12 protein-coding genes are annotated in these 14,054 nt (G+C 49.7%); 4 read left to right on the top strand and 8 right to left on the bottom strand.

The window, feature by feature from the left end:
• Nucleotides 1-61: 61 nt before the first annotated feature.
• The 4 genes from iraP to nhaB form a co-directional block, all read right to left on the bottom strand.
• A complete protein-coding gene (gene iraP, locus ACJY2G_RS16480; protein WP_112288451.1) occupies nucleotides 62-403 on the bottom strand; it encodes an anti-adapter protein IraP in 342 nt (113 codons plus the stop codon).
• 170 nt (nucleotides 404-573) lie between these two features.
• Complete coding sequence (locus tag ACJY2G_RS16475) at nucleotides 574-1,683, bottom strand: AI-2E family transporter (protein WP_112288452.1); 1,110 nt, start codon at nucleotides 1,681-1,683, stop codon at nucleotides 574-576.
• Between the two features lie 362 nt (nucleotides 1,684-2,045).
• Nucleotides 2,046-2,576 carry a disulfide bond formation protein DsbB gene (gene dsbB / locus ACJY2G_RS16470; RefSeq protein ID WP_120162842.1) on the bottom strand — a complete coding sequence of 177 codons (531 nt, stop codon included), beginning with the start codon at nucleotides 2,574-2,576 and terminating at the stop codon, nucleotides 2,046-2,048.
• Nucleotides 2,577-2,755: 179 nt separating this feature from the next.
• Nucleotides 2,756-4,333: a sodium/proton antiporter NhaB gene (gene nhaB / locus ACJY2G_RS16465; protein WP_430320572.1), complete on the bottom strand. Its 1,578-nt coding sequence runs from the start codon at nucleotides 4,331-4,333 to the stop codon at nucleotides 2,756-2,758.
• Nucleotides 4,334-4,577: 244 nt separating this feature from the next.
• On the opposite strand from nhaB, the gene fadR reads away from it, so the two are divergent.
• Nucleotides 4,578-5,300, top strand: a complete 723-nt coding sequence (fadR, locus tag ACJY2G_RS16460; protein ID WP_120162844.1) for a fatty acid metabolism transcriptional regulator FadR — start codon at nucleotides 4,578-4,580, stop codon at nucleotides 5,298-5,300.
• Between the two features lie 179 nt (nucleotides 5,301-5,479).
• Here fadR and ACJY2G_RS16455 read toward each other — a convergent pair whose 3' ends face one another.
• Nucleotides 5,480-7,015, bottom strand: coding sequence for a SpoVR family protein (locus ACJY2G_RS16455; RefSeq protein WP_112288456.1), 1,536 nt, complete (start codon nucleotides 7,013-7,015; stop codon nucleotides 5,480-5,482).
• Nucleotides 7,016-7,661: 646 nt separating this feature from the next.
• On the opposite strand from ACJY2G_RS16455, the gene ACJY2G_RS16450 reads away from it, so the two are divergent.
• Together ACJY2G_RS16450 and dadX are read left to right on the top strand one after the other, a co-directional pair.
• Nucleotides 7,662-8,963, top strand: coding sequence for a D-amino acid dehydrogenase (locus ACJY2G_RS16450; protein ID WP_430320571.1), 1,302 nt, complete (start codon nucleotides 7,662-7,664; stop codon nucleotides 8,961-8,963).
• 72 nt (nucleotides 8,964-9,035) lie between these two features.
• Nucleotides 9,036-10,109, top strand: coding sequence for a catabolic alanine racemase DadX (gene dadX, locus ACJY2G_RS16445; protein WP_430320570.1), 1,074 nt, complete (start codon nucleotides 9,036-9,038; stop codon nucleotides 10,107-10,109).
• Between the two features lie 9 nt (nucleotides 10,110-10,118).
• Here dadX and ACJY2G_RS16440 read toward each other — a convergent pair whose 3' ends face one another.
• Entirely contained in the window at nucleotides 10,119-11,315 is a 1,197-nt protein-coding gene (locus ACJY2G_RS16440; RefSeq protein WP_430320569.1) for a multidrug effflux MFS transporter, read from the bottom strand.
• Nucleotides 11,316-11,465: 150 nt separating this feature from the next.
• A complete protein-coding gene (gene nadE, locus ACJY2G_RS16435) occupies nucleotides 11,466-12,296 on the bottom strand; it encodes an ammonia-dependent NAD(+) synthetase (protein WP_112288459.1) in 831 nt (276 codons plus the stop codon).
• A gap of 469 nt (nucleotides 12,297-12,765) precedes the next feature.
• Between nadE and ACJY2G_RS16430 the strand changes: the two genes are divergently transcribed.
• On the top strand, nucleotides 12,766-13,530 hold the full coding sequence (locus ACJY2G_RS16430) for a DUF481 domain-containing protein (RefSeq protein ID WP_112288460.1): 765 nt from the start codon (nucleotides 12,766-12,768) through the stop codon (nucleotides 13,528-13,530).
• A 144-nt stretch (nucleotides 13,531-13,674) separates the two neighbouring features.
• On the opposite strand, the gene ACJY2G_RS16425 is transcribed toward ACJY2G_RS16430, so the two are convergent.
• Nucleotides 13,675-13,974 (bottom strand): DUF1471 domain-containing protein, encoded by a 300-nt coding sequence (locus ACJY2G_RS16425; RefSeq protein WP_120162848.1) that lies wholly within the window; start codon nucleotides 13,972-13,974, stop codon nucleotides 13,675-13,677.
• Nucleotides 13,975-14,054: the final 80 nt, after the last annotated feature.

The following is a 14,054-nucleotide window of genomic DNA, read 5'->3' as shown; positions in this document are numbered from 1 at the left end:
AATTGCCGGGGCTTTTTTTATTCCAGGATTTGATATCAGATCTCTGAATCAGATCTCTGAATCAGATCTCTGAATCAGGCCGGACAGCACCCAGCGCATTCAGCGCTTCGGAATCCAGCTCCGGATCGGCCTTGTCGATAAATCGCGTCATTTCAATCAGTGCCTGAAACTGTTCAAACAAAATTTTGGCGTCGGATTTAAGGACTTCGTCATCGGAGTCGAGCACGGAGTTAATGGCTTTATTGACGCTTTCGATGATTTCCTGCGGCCCGCCATTTTTCCCAACAGTGATGAAAATAGCCCCGAGAAGGAGTGACTGCGCCTCAACCTGAGCGGTAAGCTGTTTAGTGTCTGCTTCCATACGGGAGATTTTTGCGATCATACCTAAAATGATATTTTTCATTTATTACCCCTGCAGATCGATAGTGTAAGTTGCCATTTATTTCTACGCCAGGTTCTGAAAACTGCATAATCATATTTGGTAAAACTGGGCGGTTTGTAGCAACCGCCCGTTAAACTCAGACCGACGATAACGATGCGCGGATCGGGCACTTAGAGAAAATGCCCTGCGTATCATGTCTCCGGGTGATTTTTACCTTCCTCAATGAAATCTTCGTCAATCTCATCGGTATTGTTACGATGGTCACGCCCGGAAAGGATGTTCCAGCAGGCGATAAACAATGCCGCAATCAACGGACCAATCACAAAGCCATTAATGCCATAAACTTCCATGCCACCCAGCGTGGTGATAAGGATCAGGTAATCCGGCATTTTGGTATCTTTGCCAACCAGCAGCGGGCGTAAAACGTTATCCACGATACCGATAACCACCACGAAGAAGACCACGATAAAGATCCCCTGCCACAACATTCCTGAAGCGAAGAAATAGATGGCAGCCGGTACCCAAATAATGGCTGATCCAACCGCAGGGATGATTGACAGGAAGGCCATCAGCGCACCCCAAAGAAGGCTGCCATCCACACCCGCGATGTAAAATGCCAGCCCGCCCAGTGCACCCTGAACGATTGCCACCACCACCGTACCTTTAACTGTCGCACGGGATACCGCCGCAAACTTCATAAACAAATGATGTTTAACGTGGCGGGAAAGCGGCAGGGCTTCCAGCGTCAGATTGACCAGATAAGCGCCATCTTTCAGCAGGAAGAACAGGATGTACAGCATGATGCCGAAACCGACAACAAAGCCGAACGTGCTCTTACCAATGACAAAAACACTACCTGCCAGATACTGGCTGCCTTGCAGCGCGACATCAGAAAGCTTTTTCTGAATTTCAGTTGTGCTGTCCAGATTATGCTCTGCAAGAAAATGTCTGGCCCATCGTGGTAAATGGTGGATGGTATCGGTCAGCATTGCCGGCAACTGGGAATCATTAGCCTGAAGCTTGGTGTATACCGCATTGAATTCGATCGCCAGCGAAGAAGTAATAATTGCCAGCGGTGTGAATACAATCAGACAAATAATCAAGACGGTTAATAAAGAAACGACACCGTTGCGATCACCGACAAATTGTTTAAGCCGGTTTTTCAGCGGATTGAAAATCACCGCAAGAATAATTGCCCATAGTACGGAAGAATAATAAGGCCTCAATACATCAAAAAAAGCCAAAGTAACGATTAAAAGAATCGCGATGAAAAACCCTTTTGAAAACCCTTTTACAACCATATCTGTTCCTCTGATGAACCTTTTTGCCCTCGTAGCATAGAACTCATTGAGGTTTTTACAAATCCAGGTCTTTTTTTGCACAGTGTATTGAGCGAACCTGCCAGCTGATACTCGCCAGGACAGGCCGTCAGCGTAGCTTTATCTGAACAAGCCATAAAAAATAAAACCGACTACGACCCAGAAAAGGAGACAGGCTCCGACGGAGATTATCCAGACCAGCCCGACAGGGAGATTTTTCATTGCAGATTCCAAATTAGTCATGTAAATCATTCTGATTAAAAAGTCTGCATTCCCTGCATGATGATACTGAAGGTCATAGAAAAGGCGCCGGGAGGCGCCTTTATGAATTCAGTTTACTGAAATTAACGACCGAACAAGTCACGTCGTTTAGGTTTTACGAACTGTGCCAGCAGCACCAGAATCGCAATGACCATAAACACGCTGAAAATGACCACCAGCCACTGCGGCATACCGAGTGACAGGAATTCCCACTGTTTTTCCGCGCAATCACCGCTGGCAATAAACATCCACGGGAACCATTTGTCCAGTGGCAGCCAGGTCGGGAAGCGGGCAGCAAAATCACAGGTCGCGAACGGAGAAGGATGCAGCTGGATCATGGTGTGTTCCCATGACAAACGGATCCCTTCGTAAGCACTGTAAATCCAGATAAGTATACCGGCATAACGTAACCAGGTGGAAGGTGCAATCGCCCCGACCAGCCCGGCAGCCAAAATACCCATCAACGCACAGCGTTCATAAATACACATGACGCAAGGTTTAAGAAGCATCACGTGCTGAAAATACAACGCAACCAGCTCAAGAATCAGAGCTGTCAGAGCCATCAGAAGCCATGCACCGCGGCCTTGTGAACAGCGGTTAAGATATTGCAACATAGAAAATTTTCCCTGCAGTTAGCTACTGATACGCAGTGTAAACCAATTGCTCCCTGCTGCCAGCCTGTCAGAATAAATAATAGGTAAATAATTAATATAAACCGGACAATTCGACTTTAATTTCGATAATTTTCTGGACTATGGAGCAGCCAGAGAATGACCTACACGAAGTCGGTGTCTCAGTGAGGCATGAGAACTTCACTGACGGGTGGCATGCTCAGCCATCCCATATCCGTAAACCACTGCGTCATATCCGGCAGCAGATATTGCACGCACAGCAAACCCACCAGCGTCATGACCACCGTGTAAGGTAGCGCCATCCACACCATTCTGCCGTATGAAAGACGGATAAGCGGGGCGAGGGCGGAAGTCAGCAGGAACAGGAACGCCGCCTGACCATTTGGCGTGGCAACCGATGGCAGGTTTGTGCCGGTATTAATCGCGACCGCCAGCAGTTCGAATTGCTTCAGGTCAATCACACCATTAACCAGTGCCGATTTTGCTTCATTGATATAAACAGTGCCTACAAAAACATTATCAGACACAGAAGACAGCAATCCATTGAAAAGATAAAATAATGACAGCTGGTTTGACGGCGCTGACTGAAGCACAAAGTGAATGATTGGAGTGAACAGATGCTGTTCGACAATCACGGCAACGATAGCAAAAAAGACGGTCAGCAGGGCGGTGAAGGGCAGAGAATCCTGGAATGCTTTACCAATCGCATGTTCATCAGTGACGCCACAAAATGCGGTGGCAAAGATAATCACTGAAAGACCGATCAGTCCGACTTCTGCCAGATGGAAAGCCAGGGCAATAATCAGCCATACACCAATGACGACCTGTACCGCCAGCTTAATGCGGTCTTGTTTCGTAATGTTTTCACTGTTTTTCTGATCGTACTTTTTAAGAACTTCATAAACCGGATGCGGCAGTTTTGCGCCATAACCAAACAAACGGAAACGTTCCACGAGCGCGCAGACAATGAAACCGCAGATGAACACCGGGACGGTGACCGGAGACATGCGGATCAGAAAGTCGACAAACTGCCAGTCTGCACTTTTAGCGATGATCAGGTTCTGCGGCTCGCCCACCATGGTCATCACGCCGCCGAGCGCGGTACCCACGCCGGCATGCATCATCAGGCTGCGTAAGAAGGACCGAAACTGCTCCAGAACGGCCTGATGTTGCTGATTGCCTGTAAACGAGCTGTCGTCGGTTACATCCGTGTTTTCACTCTGATTAGAGGCGACGTTGTGGTAAATCGAATAGAAACCGACTGAAACGCTGATCACCACAGCAATAACGGTCAGGGCATCGAGGAAGGCAGAAAGGAAAGCGGCAGCAAAACAAAAGGCCAGTGACAGCGCAATTTTATTTCTGAGATTCAGCAGCAACTTGGTAAATACGGTCAGCAGCAGTTGCTTCATAAAATAGATGCCCGCCACCATAAAAATCAGCAGCAGGAGCACTTCCAGATTGGCCGAAATCTCTTCACGGATACGGTCTGCGCTGGTCATGCCAATCATGACCGCTTCAATAGCCAGCAAACCGCCAGGCTGAAGTGGATAACATTTGAGCGCCATGCCCAGGGTAAAAATGAACTCGATGACCAGCAACCATCCGGCTAAAAACGGACTGACCAAAAAGAAAATCAACGGGTTAATAATCAGAAAGGCCAGAATGGTAATTTTGTACCAGTTAGGGGACTGCCCTAAAAAGTTTTTTATAAATGCGCGACTGTAGCTTGTTTCCATATTCCCCAGTTCTCCTTTATCTGTAATTTATAGTGGTATCAAAAGCATAGGTCAGTGTAATTGTCTGACAGAAATTTTTCACCGGAACGAACAATCCTATAAGCCATTAAGAAATGTGAAATTCTGCAAACCCCTGCACAGTTTCAACATTTGTTCTGACTGACGGCTATAACAGGCGTTTTTCATCTGGTATGATGAGCTGAACTATATCCCTGATAAAAGCCTCACACGGAACGACAAACACATGGTTATTAAGGCACAAAGTCCTGCCGGTTTTGCCGAAGAGTATATCATCGAAAGTATCTGGAACAGCCGCTTCCCTCCGGGCTCAATTTTGCCTGCAGAGAGAGAACTTTCCGAACTCATTGGCGTGACCCGAACCACATTGCGTGAGGTGTTACAGCGGCTTGCCCGGGATGGCTGGTTGACAATTCAGCATGGAAAACCGACCAAGGTGAACAATTTTTGGGAAACGTCGGGTCTGAATATTCTGGAAACTCTGGCGCGTCTCGATCACGACAGTGTTCCACAGCTCATTGATAATTTGCTGTCCGTGCGTACCAACATCGCAACAATCTTTATCCGTAAAGCGATGCGAACCAATCCTGAAGAAACCCAGCAGGTACTGGCTAAAGCGGCGGAAGTAGAAGATCATGCCGAAGCCTTTACGGCGCTCGATTACGGCATTTTCCGTGGTCTGGCATTTGCCTCCGGCAACCCGATTTACGGACTGATTATCAACGGACTGCGAGGTCTTTATACCCGCGTCGGACGTTATTACTTCTCCAATCCTGAAGCGCGTAAACTGGCGATCACTTTCTATAAAAAGCTGTCTGATATCTGCCACGAGAAAAGCTACGAGCAGATTGTCGATTGCGTGCGTAATTATGGCCGTCAGAGTGGTGAAATCTGGCACAGCATGCAGAGCGCGATGCCGGGTGATCTGACCGAACAAAAACACCGTTAATTCCCTTCATCCTTCAAACTGTCTCATAGTTGACTGCCTTCATGAACCCCGGTCACATACTAATGTATGCTCCCGGGGACGCACTCAGTTGCCGCCATGATACAATTCGAATGATTTCGGGAAGCAACAATAAATACAGGGCGCTTAGCGCCCTTTTTTAATGTCTGAATATGGGAGGTTTATAGCGGAGTCGGACGCGGCGGGCAGCGTTCGAGTAATTCAACGCTGCCGTCTTCGTTGAGCTGCTCGATAAAGACATCGAAGCCCCACAGACGATGAACATGTTTCATCACTTCACGGCGGCTCTTATCGAGCGGTGCGCGATCTTGCGGGATATAACGAAGCGTGAGCGAGCGGTCACCGCGCAAATCGACATTCCAGACCTGAATGTTGGGCTCGTGATTACTCAGGTTATACTGCGCCGATAACTCCTGACGAATGGCACGATAACCTTCCTCATTATGAATCGCCGCGATTTCCAGATAGTTATTATGGTCGTCATCCAGCACGGTAAATAACCGGAAATCACGCATCACTTTCGGCGACAGGAACTGGCTGATAAAGCTTTCATCTTTGAAATCCCGCATCGCAAAATGCAGTGTTTCCAGCCAGTCTGAACCCGCGATATCCGGGAACCAGTAACGATCTTCCTCCGTCGGTTCCTGACAGATACGTTTGATATCTTGCATCATCGCAAAGCCCAGCGCATACGGGTTGATGCCGCTGTAGTACGGGCTGTTATAAGGCGGCTGATACACCACATTGGTGTGGCTGTGCAGAAACTCCAGAATGAAACGGTCGGTGACTTTTCCTTCATCATAAAGATGATTAAGAATGGTGTAATGCCAGAACGTCGCCCAGCCTTCATTCATCACCTGAGTCTGTTTCTGCGGATAAAAGTACTGGCTGATTTTACGCACGATACGCAAAATCTCCCGCTGCCAGGACTCAAGCAAAGGCGCATTTTTTTCCATGAAATACAGCAGGTTTTCCTGCGGCTCAGAAGGGAAGCGTCGCGCCTGTTCAGGTGCATCAACGCTGTCCTTGCGCGGCAACGTTTTCCACAGCGTGTTTACCTGGCTTTGCAGATATTCCTCACGGCTTTTCTGCCGCGCCAGTTCCTCCTGCAAGGAGATTTTTTGCGGACGTTTGTAGCGATCGACGCCGTAATTCATCAACGCATGACAGGAATCGAGCAACCGTTCAACCTCATCGACCCCGTAGCGTTCTTCACATTCGCTGATATAACGTTTGGCGAATAACAGGTAATCGACGATCGAACTGGCGTCAGTCCAGCTTTTAAACAGGTAGTTATTTTTAAAGAAAGAGTTGTGGCCGTAACAGGCATGAGCCATGACCAGCGCCTGCATCGTGATGGTGTTTTCTTCCATCAGATAGGCGATACACGGATTAGAGTTGATGACGATTTCGTACGCCAGACCCTGTTGTCCGTGTTTATAAAGTTGCTCGGTTTCAATGAATTTCTTACCGAACGACCAGTGAGTGTAATTAATCGGCATGCCGATGCTGGAGTAGGCATCCATCATTTGTTCGGAGGTGATGATTTCGATCTGATGGGGATAGGTTTCAAGCCGGTAAGACTTGGCCACCCGGTCGATCTCCGCAAGATAGGTCTGCAATAACTCAAACGTCCAGTCCGGTCCGTCGCTGAGACGTTTGTCCTCAGTTTTTTGCTTCTGGGTCACTGTTGTCATAAGCCGCACCCTCATTCAGTTATGGACGCTACAGAGTGTTTGATTCACAACCTTTTCTTAAGATTTCGCACGTCCATTGATAATCGTAGCTCAATCTGAGTGTGCTGTTAGATAAACACCATGGATCCCTTCCTGATTAACTCTATATCCTCATGGCTGATGGCTGTCAATTTCCCTTATCAGCCAGGTTTGTGTCATAAAATGCCGCTGATGAGAGTGGCATCCGTGTTATCAGTCCCATGTCTCGTTTTTCACCCCTTTATAAAAACCCACTCGCCCTGAATCGCAAAAATTCTCAATCCGTGAGGTAATATCACTACTGTGAATGTTTGTGGTTTTTTATTCTGGTTTAATGGCTTTATTGAAGAATAAAAACCTTTCCATAAACCGGCTTTGATGCGCCCCCTGATTCGTGACATCAGTGCAGTCATTGCTATCATAAGACCATAATTTTCTTTCCCGATGGATGAAATGTTGCGAGATATCGTTATTTATTTCACCCTATTGAAATAAATGCCGTCATGAACGATAAATAATTGTGAAAGACCTCACGGTTATGAGTGACTGTGTTGGTGATTTTTCTCAGTCAGGTTAATTTCCTGTCATCAGAATATTATGCTTTGTTTGGGTGTGGAGTGGAGTTGATATGCGTGTGGTCATTTTAGGCAGTGGTGTGGTCGGTGTCGCCAGTGCATGGTATCTGGCAAAGGCGGGTCATCAGGTTACGGTCATTGATCGTCAGTCCGGTCCGGCTGAGGAAACCAGCGCGGGAAATGCAGGCCAGATCTCTCCGGGTTATGCCGCACCGTGGGCGGCTCCGGGTGTTCCGGTGAAAGCGGTAAAATGGATGTTCCAGAAACATGCACCGCTGGCAATCCGTCTGGACGGCACGCAGTTCCAGCTCAAATGGATGTGGCAGATGTTGCGCAACTGCGACATGAACCATTATCAGACCAACAAAAGTCGTATGGTGCGTCTGGCGGAATACAGTCGTGACTGCATGAAGGCACTGCGTGACGATACCGGCATTCAGTATGAAGGTCGTCAGGGCGGAACGTTACAACTTTTCCGTACCGCGCAGCAGTTTGAAAGTGCATCGAAAGATATAGCTGTTCTGGATGATGCGGGTGTGCCGTATCAGTTGCTGGAGTCCAGTCAGCTGGCCACCGCAGAACCTGCGCTGGCGCAGGTCGCACACAAGCTGACCGGCGGTCTGCGTTTGCCGAATGATGAAACCGGCGACTGCCAGATGTTTACCCGCAAGCTGGCGGACATGGCGCGTCAGGCGGGCGTTGTCTTCGAATTTAACCGCACGGTGGATAAGCTGCATGTAGAAAACGGCGAAATCACTGGCGTGCAATGCGGCGATCAGGTGGTGAAAGCCGATGCTTATGTGGTGGCATTTGGATCCTATTCCACAGCGTTGTTGCGCGACCTTGTGTCCATCCCGGTCTATCCGCTGAAGGGATATTCCCTGACCATCCCGATTACCGATCCTGCTTCCGCGCCGGTTTCAACTGTACTCGATGAAACCTACAAAATTGCCATCACCCGTTTTGATAACCGTATTCGTGTCGGTGGCATGGCGGAAATAGTCGGCTTCAATCTGAAACTGGCACAGGCGCGACGTGAAACGCTGGAAATGGTTGTAAGAGATCTCTATCCGAATGGCGGAAATGTCGGACAGGCGACGTTCTGGACCGGTCTTCGCCCGATGACGCCGGACGGTACGCCGATTGTCGGACGCACGCGCATCAAAAATCTGTATCTGAACACCGGCCACGGCACACTGGGCTGGACGATGGCCTGTGGCTCAGGGCAATTGCTTTCAGATATTATGTCGGGCGTGACGCCGGCCATTCCGTCTGATGATTTATCGGTTGAGCGTTACAGCCCGGATTTTATCGCGCGTCCTGCGGGGCCGCATAAAATGCATCCGGTAGGCTGAGTCCGCTGACATTATTTCCCATGCAGTGCCTGACGCTGCATGGGCATTACTTTGCTTATTACCGGAGCCGGTATGCCTCGCCCGATTTCTGCCACATTATCTCTTTCTGCATTAACCCAAAATCTGAACATCATTCGTGCCTTTGCTCCTGACAGCAAGGTCTGGACTGTTGTCAAAGCCAATGGTTACGGCCACGGAATTTCGCGCATCTGGCGCAGTTTGTCCTCCACCGATGGCTTTGCATTACTTGATTTCAACGAAGCTATTTTGCTGCGTGAAGCCGGCTGGCAGGGGCCGATTTTGCTGCTTGAAGGGTTTTTCACTCCTCAGGATTTAATGATCGTTGATAAATATCGCCTGACGACGGCCGTACACAGCGACTGGCAAATTAAAGCACTGGCTGAAGCACAACTGACTCAGCCGGTTGATATCTACCTGAAAGTGAACAGCGGCATGAACCGTCTGGGATTTTCCCCTGAGCGGGCGGGTGCTGTGTGGCAACAACTGCGTGAACTGAAACACGCAGGCGAACTCACCCTGATGAGCCATTTTGCCACCGCCGACAGCGTTGAAGGTGTTGATGCCCAGATGGCGGCGATTAATCTGGCCGGGCAAAATATCTACGGGGCACGGTGTCTGGCGAACTCGGCGGCGACCTTGTGGCATCCTCAAACCCATTATGACTGGGTGCGCCCTGGCATTATTATTTATGGTGCGTCGCCAAGCGGTGAGTGGAAAGATATCGCTGATACCGGTCTGCAACCGGTGATGACGTTAAAAAGCGAGTTGATTGCCGTGCAGGAACTTAAAGCGGGTGACCGCGTGGGCTATGGCGGCCGTTATCACGTGAGCGGCCCGCAGCGCGTAGGGGTGGTCGCCTGTGGCTATGCTGATGGTTATCCGCGCCATGCGCCGTCCGGAACGCCTGTGTGGGTGGATGGCGTGCGCACAACGACTGTGGGGACGGTATCCATGGATATGCTGGCTGTTGATCTTACGCCGTGTCCGCAGGCGAAAATCGGTTCACCGGTCGAGTTATGGGGCAATCATTTGCCGGTAGATGATGTGGCGACGGCATGCGGTACGCTGGGCTATGAGCTGCTGAGTGCGCTGGCACCCCGCGTACCGGTGACGACAATCGATTAAAGAGACCGTTTATTGTTCCAGACGGGTCAGACGGCCCGTCGATTTCTTACTGGCGCGACGTGCCAGCATCGCCAGACATCCTCCCGCCAGCATCACCAGCGCCAGACTCAGCTTTGGCTGCAACGGCAACGCCATCGCAATAAAGCCCAGCAACGCGCCACCGGCCATCTGCACCGAACCGACCAGTGCGGAAGCCACACCTGCTTCGGCAGAGAACGGTTCCAGCGCATAGCTGGTTGCAGGCCCCATCAGGAACGCCAGACCGGCGCAGGCGCTGGCCACCGGCAACATATACAACCAGGTTGCGGTCTGTTCAGCAGGCGGAACCAGCGTTATCCCGGCAATCAGTCCGAGACAGCCGATAAACATCAGAATCCCACCCGTTTTCAGGCATACCGGACGTCCCACTTTGCGGATAATCCGGTTAGCGATAAAACTCATCCCCATGATCCAGAATCCGTTTGCGCCGAACACCAGGGAGAATTCCAGTGGGGTCAGGCCGGCAATATTCATCAGTACCGTCGGTGCCAGCGAAACGTACGTCAGTGCCATACCCATTGCGCCGGCATTAACCAGTGCGAAAGTGATAAAGCGGGCATTAAACAAGATACGAGCGTACTGACGGAACGGCAGTCCGGTATTGTTTTGCGTTCCTTCGGGACGGGTTTCTGGCAATTTGAAAATGACCAGCAGCATAACTGCCAGCGTATACCCCGCCAGCGCCCAGAACGGCGCACGCCAGCCATAATATTGGGCAATCAGTCCGCCAATCAGCGGCGCCAGAGCAGGGATGATGTTGAGCGTGCCGTTGAGAAAACCGTACGCGCGGGCGGCATCGTTGCCGCTCATCCGGTCACGAACCCCGCTGAAAATCACCACCGATGTACAACAGACTGCCAGCCCCTGAATGACGCGCGAGAGCAGAAACATCCACGGTGCGATGGCTGTAGCGGCAACGATCGCGCCTGCCAGATAAATCACCACGCCGATGATGGCGATGGGACGGCGTCCGAATTTATCAACCAGCGGCCCGGCAACCAGCTGGCCGAGGCCCATCACCAGAATGAAAAGTGAAATTGAGGACTGAATGACCGCCTCGGTGCTGTTCAGACCCAGAGAAATCGCCGGGATCGCCGGAAGGTAAAGGTCGATACCCAGAGGGCCAAGCAGTACCAGGCTCAGCAGCAGGAAAAGGAATTTTTGCATTGAAAACATCACTGTCAGTCATCCGAAGGGAGGCTAAGGGTAATGATTTAGTTAAAGAATGGAAAGTAGCTTGTGATAATCGTGCGGCAAGGACTTGTGAAAAAAAACGGACACCTGTCAGTGTCCGTTAACGCAGAGATACCGGAAAGATTATTTTTTCTTCCAGAAATCATCAAACACCGTGACCGGTGGCTGGCGTTTGTGTTCTGTACGCAGATACCAGCCTTCGATAATCGTGGCATATTTATCGTCGACTTTTTTGCCTTCGAGATAATCGTCGATCAGCTCGTAGGTCACGCCAAGAGCAACTTCATCCGGCAAAGCAGGGCGGTTCTCTTCCAGATCCGCCGTCGGGGCTTTGGTATACAAATGTTCCGGGCAACCGAGCTCTTTAAGCAACGCTTTACCCTGACGTTTGTTCAGACGGAAAATCGGGTTAATGTCAGTACCGCCATCGCCGTATTTGGTGAAGAATCCGGTCACGGCTTCTGCCGCATGGTCAGTTCCAACCACCACACCTTTTTTCATTCCGGCAATGCTGTACTGCGCTTTCATGCGTTCGCGGGCTTTTTCATTACCTTTAATGAAATCACTTAGCTCAATACCAATTTCGCGCAATGTCGCTTCGCTTGCCAGTACGGCATTCTTAATATTGACGGTCAGAACCTGATCAGGCTGGATGAACGCGATGGCATCCTGACAGTCGGATTCATCAGCCTGCACGCCATACGGCAAACGGACAGCGATGAACTGATAATCGGCTTCGTGAGTTTCTGCGCGTAATTCGCTAATTGCCATTTGGCAAAGTTTGCCGGTGAGAGTAGAATCCTGCCCGCCGCTGATACCCAACACCAGTGTCCTGATGAACGGATGGGCCAGCAGATAACTTTTGAGAAAATCGACGCTGACACGGATTTCCTGTGCGGCATCGATATGCGGTTTAACGTGCAGAGCCTGAATAATCTCTTTTTGTAAAGCCATGACCACTCCTCCTGAAGGCTGCCTTCGAGGAACCCGAGGCAAAAATAAGACGTTATCAGGATAAAACTACCCCGCATCGCTCAAAAGGACAAGATTCAGCGAAGAGTTCGGCGGAAATCTGTACGCTGCCGGCTCGCAACATTTCGAACCAAAGCGGCAGGAAAGAAGTAAAGTGTGGCACACGATGAGTAATTACTGACCGGCGTTGAAAATAAGAGATCAATGAAGGGAAATGTAATGATTCCGTATATTTCTATTGCAGGAAATATATGTCATTCGGAACTATCTAAAAAAGCCGCTTTATTAAGATATCCTGGGCTGAGTGCGTTATATTTGTTGCGGTAGAAATATGTGTATGCATGTGCCATCGAAATGGAGTTGCCAGGCTTGATTAACGGATCCTAATTAATGGCATACATCGTGTGGTTTTAATGTCGTTATTTGCCTTAAGTCTTATTGGGGAAACAAAATGTTTTTTCGGGTTGTACGTCGTCTACCAGCTTGTGCCATCGTCTGTGGTGCAGCGCTGTTCAGTATCTCAAGCCTTGCAGACACCACCATCTTCACTGCGTTAGATGACCCTGCTCAGGCGAAAAAGCCTTTCGAGGGTAACGTTCAGGCGGGTTACAGTGCGCAAACTGGTAACACCAGCAACTCCACGCTGAATGCTGATACCACCATGACCTGGTTTGATACCAACACGGCTTACAGCCTGTGGGGTTCTGCGCGTAATACTTCTTCTTCCGGTGTGCGTTCATCCGAGAAGTACCAGGCCGGTGGCCGTACCCGTTATAACCTTGATAACGCGAACTATGTTTTCGGTCAGGGTAGCTGGCTGAGCGACCGTTATAACGGTTATCGTTCACGTACTGTCGGTACATTGGGTTATGGTCGTCAGATCTGGAGCGGTCCGGTTCACACGCTGAACCTGGAAGCGGGTCCGGGTGTTCGTCATGATGAATTTCAGCAGGGCGGTAACACCACCCGTGCCCTGGCTTATGCTTCAGGCACTTACGGTTATCAGATCAGCGACACTGCGCGCTTCACGCAGGGCGTTTCAGTTTTAGCGAACGATGAAACCACGCTGAACTCTGAAACTGCGCTGACCGTTGCGATCAACTCCCACTTCTCCCTGAAAGTGGCGTATGACGTAACCTATAACACCAAACCACCAGCCAGCGCGCCGGATAAAACCGATACCGTGACGTCTGTAAACCTGGTGTACGGCATGTAATTTCCCCTTTGGGAAATAATGCAAGAAAGCCAGAGGGATTATTCCTCTGGCTTTTTTTATGGAATATTTTCTGTGTGACGTGCAGGATTTTGCCCAAAAAAAAACCACGCACTCTGGCGTGGTTTCGTTATTTCTGAGCAGTTATTATTTCTCTGCGTCTTTATATACTGTGGCTATCGCTTCAAAGTTCGGGCCTTTCTGGCCGGCAGCGATGATATGGTAATATTTACCGCCTTTCTCATCCGCTAACTTTGATAACTCTTCGTGCAACTCGCTTGGAGAACCGACTTTCCCGCCTGATTCAGCTACCTGGATGTTGCCGATTTTTACCAGTTTATAGTGGGCGACTTCTTCTTTGGATACCTGATCGGCAGCCAATGCACTGAAAGTACTGAAAGAAAACGCAGAGATCAGCAGGGTAGTAGCTAAAGTAATTTTTTTCATATACAGCGTCCTTTTGTAGAGGTAAGTAATTGCTTTGCTCTTCTGAAGTTTAGACGGTATTTCAAAAAATACCCCAAGTC

The organism is Rahnella sp. ATs2 (assembly GCF_051851855.1).
Taxonomy (GTDB): Bacteria; Pseudomonadota; Gammaproteobacteria; order Enterobacterales; family Enterobacteriaceae; genus Rahnella; species Rahnella variigena.
The sequence above is the reverse complement of the archived record's forward strand: the minus strand, read 5'-3'. Positions and strand labels throughout refer to the sequence as shown.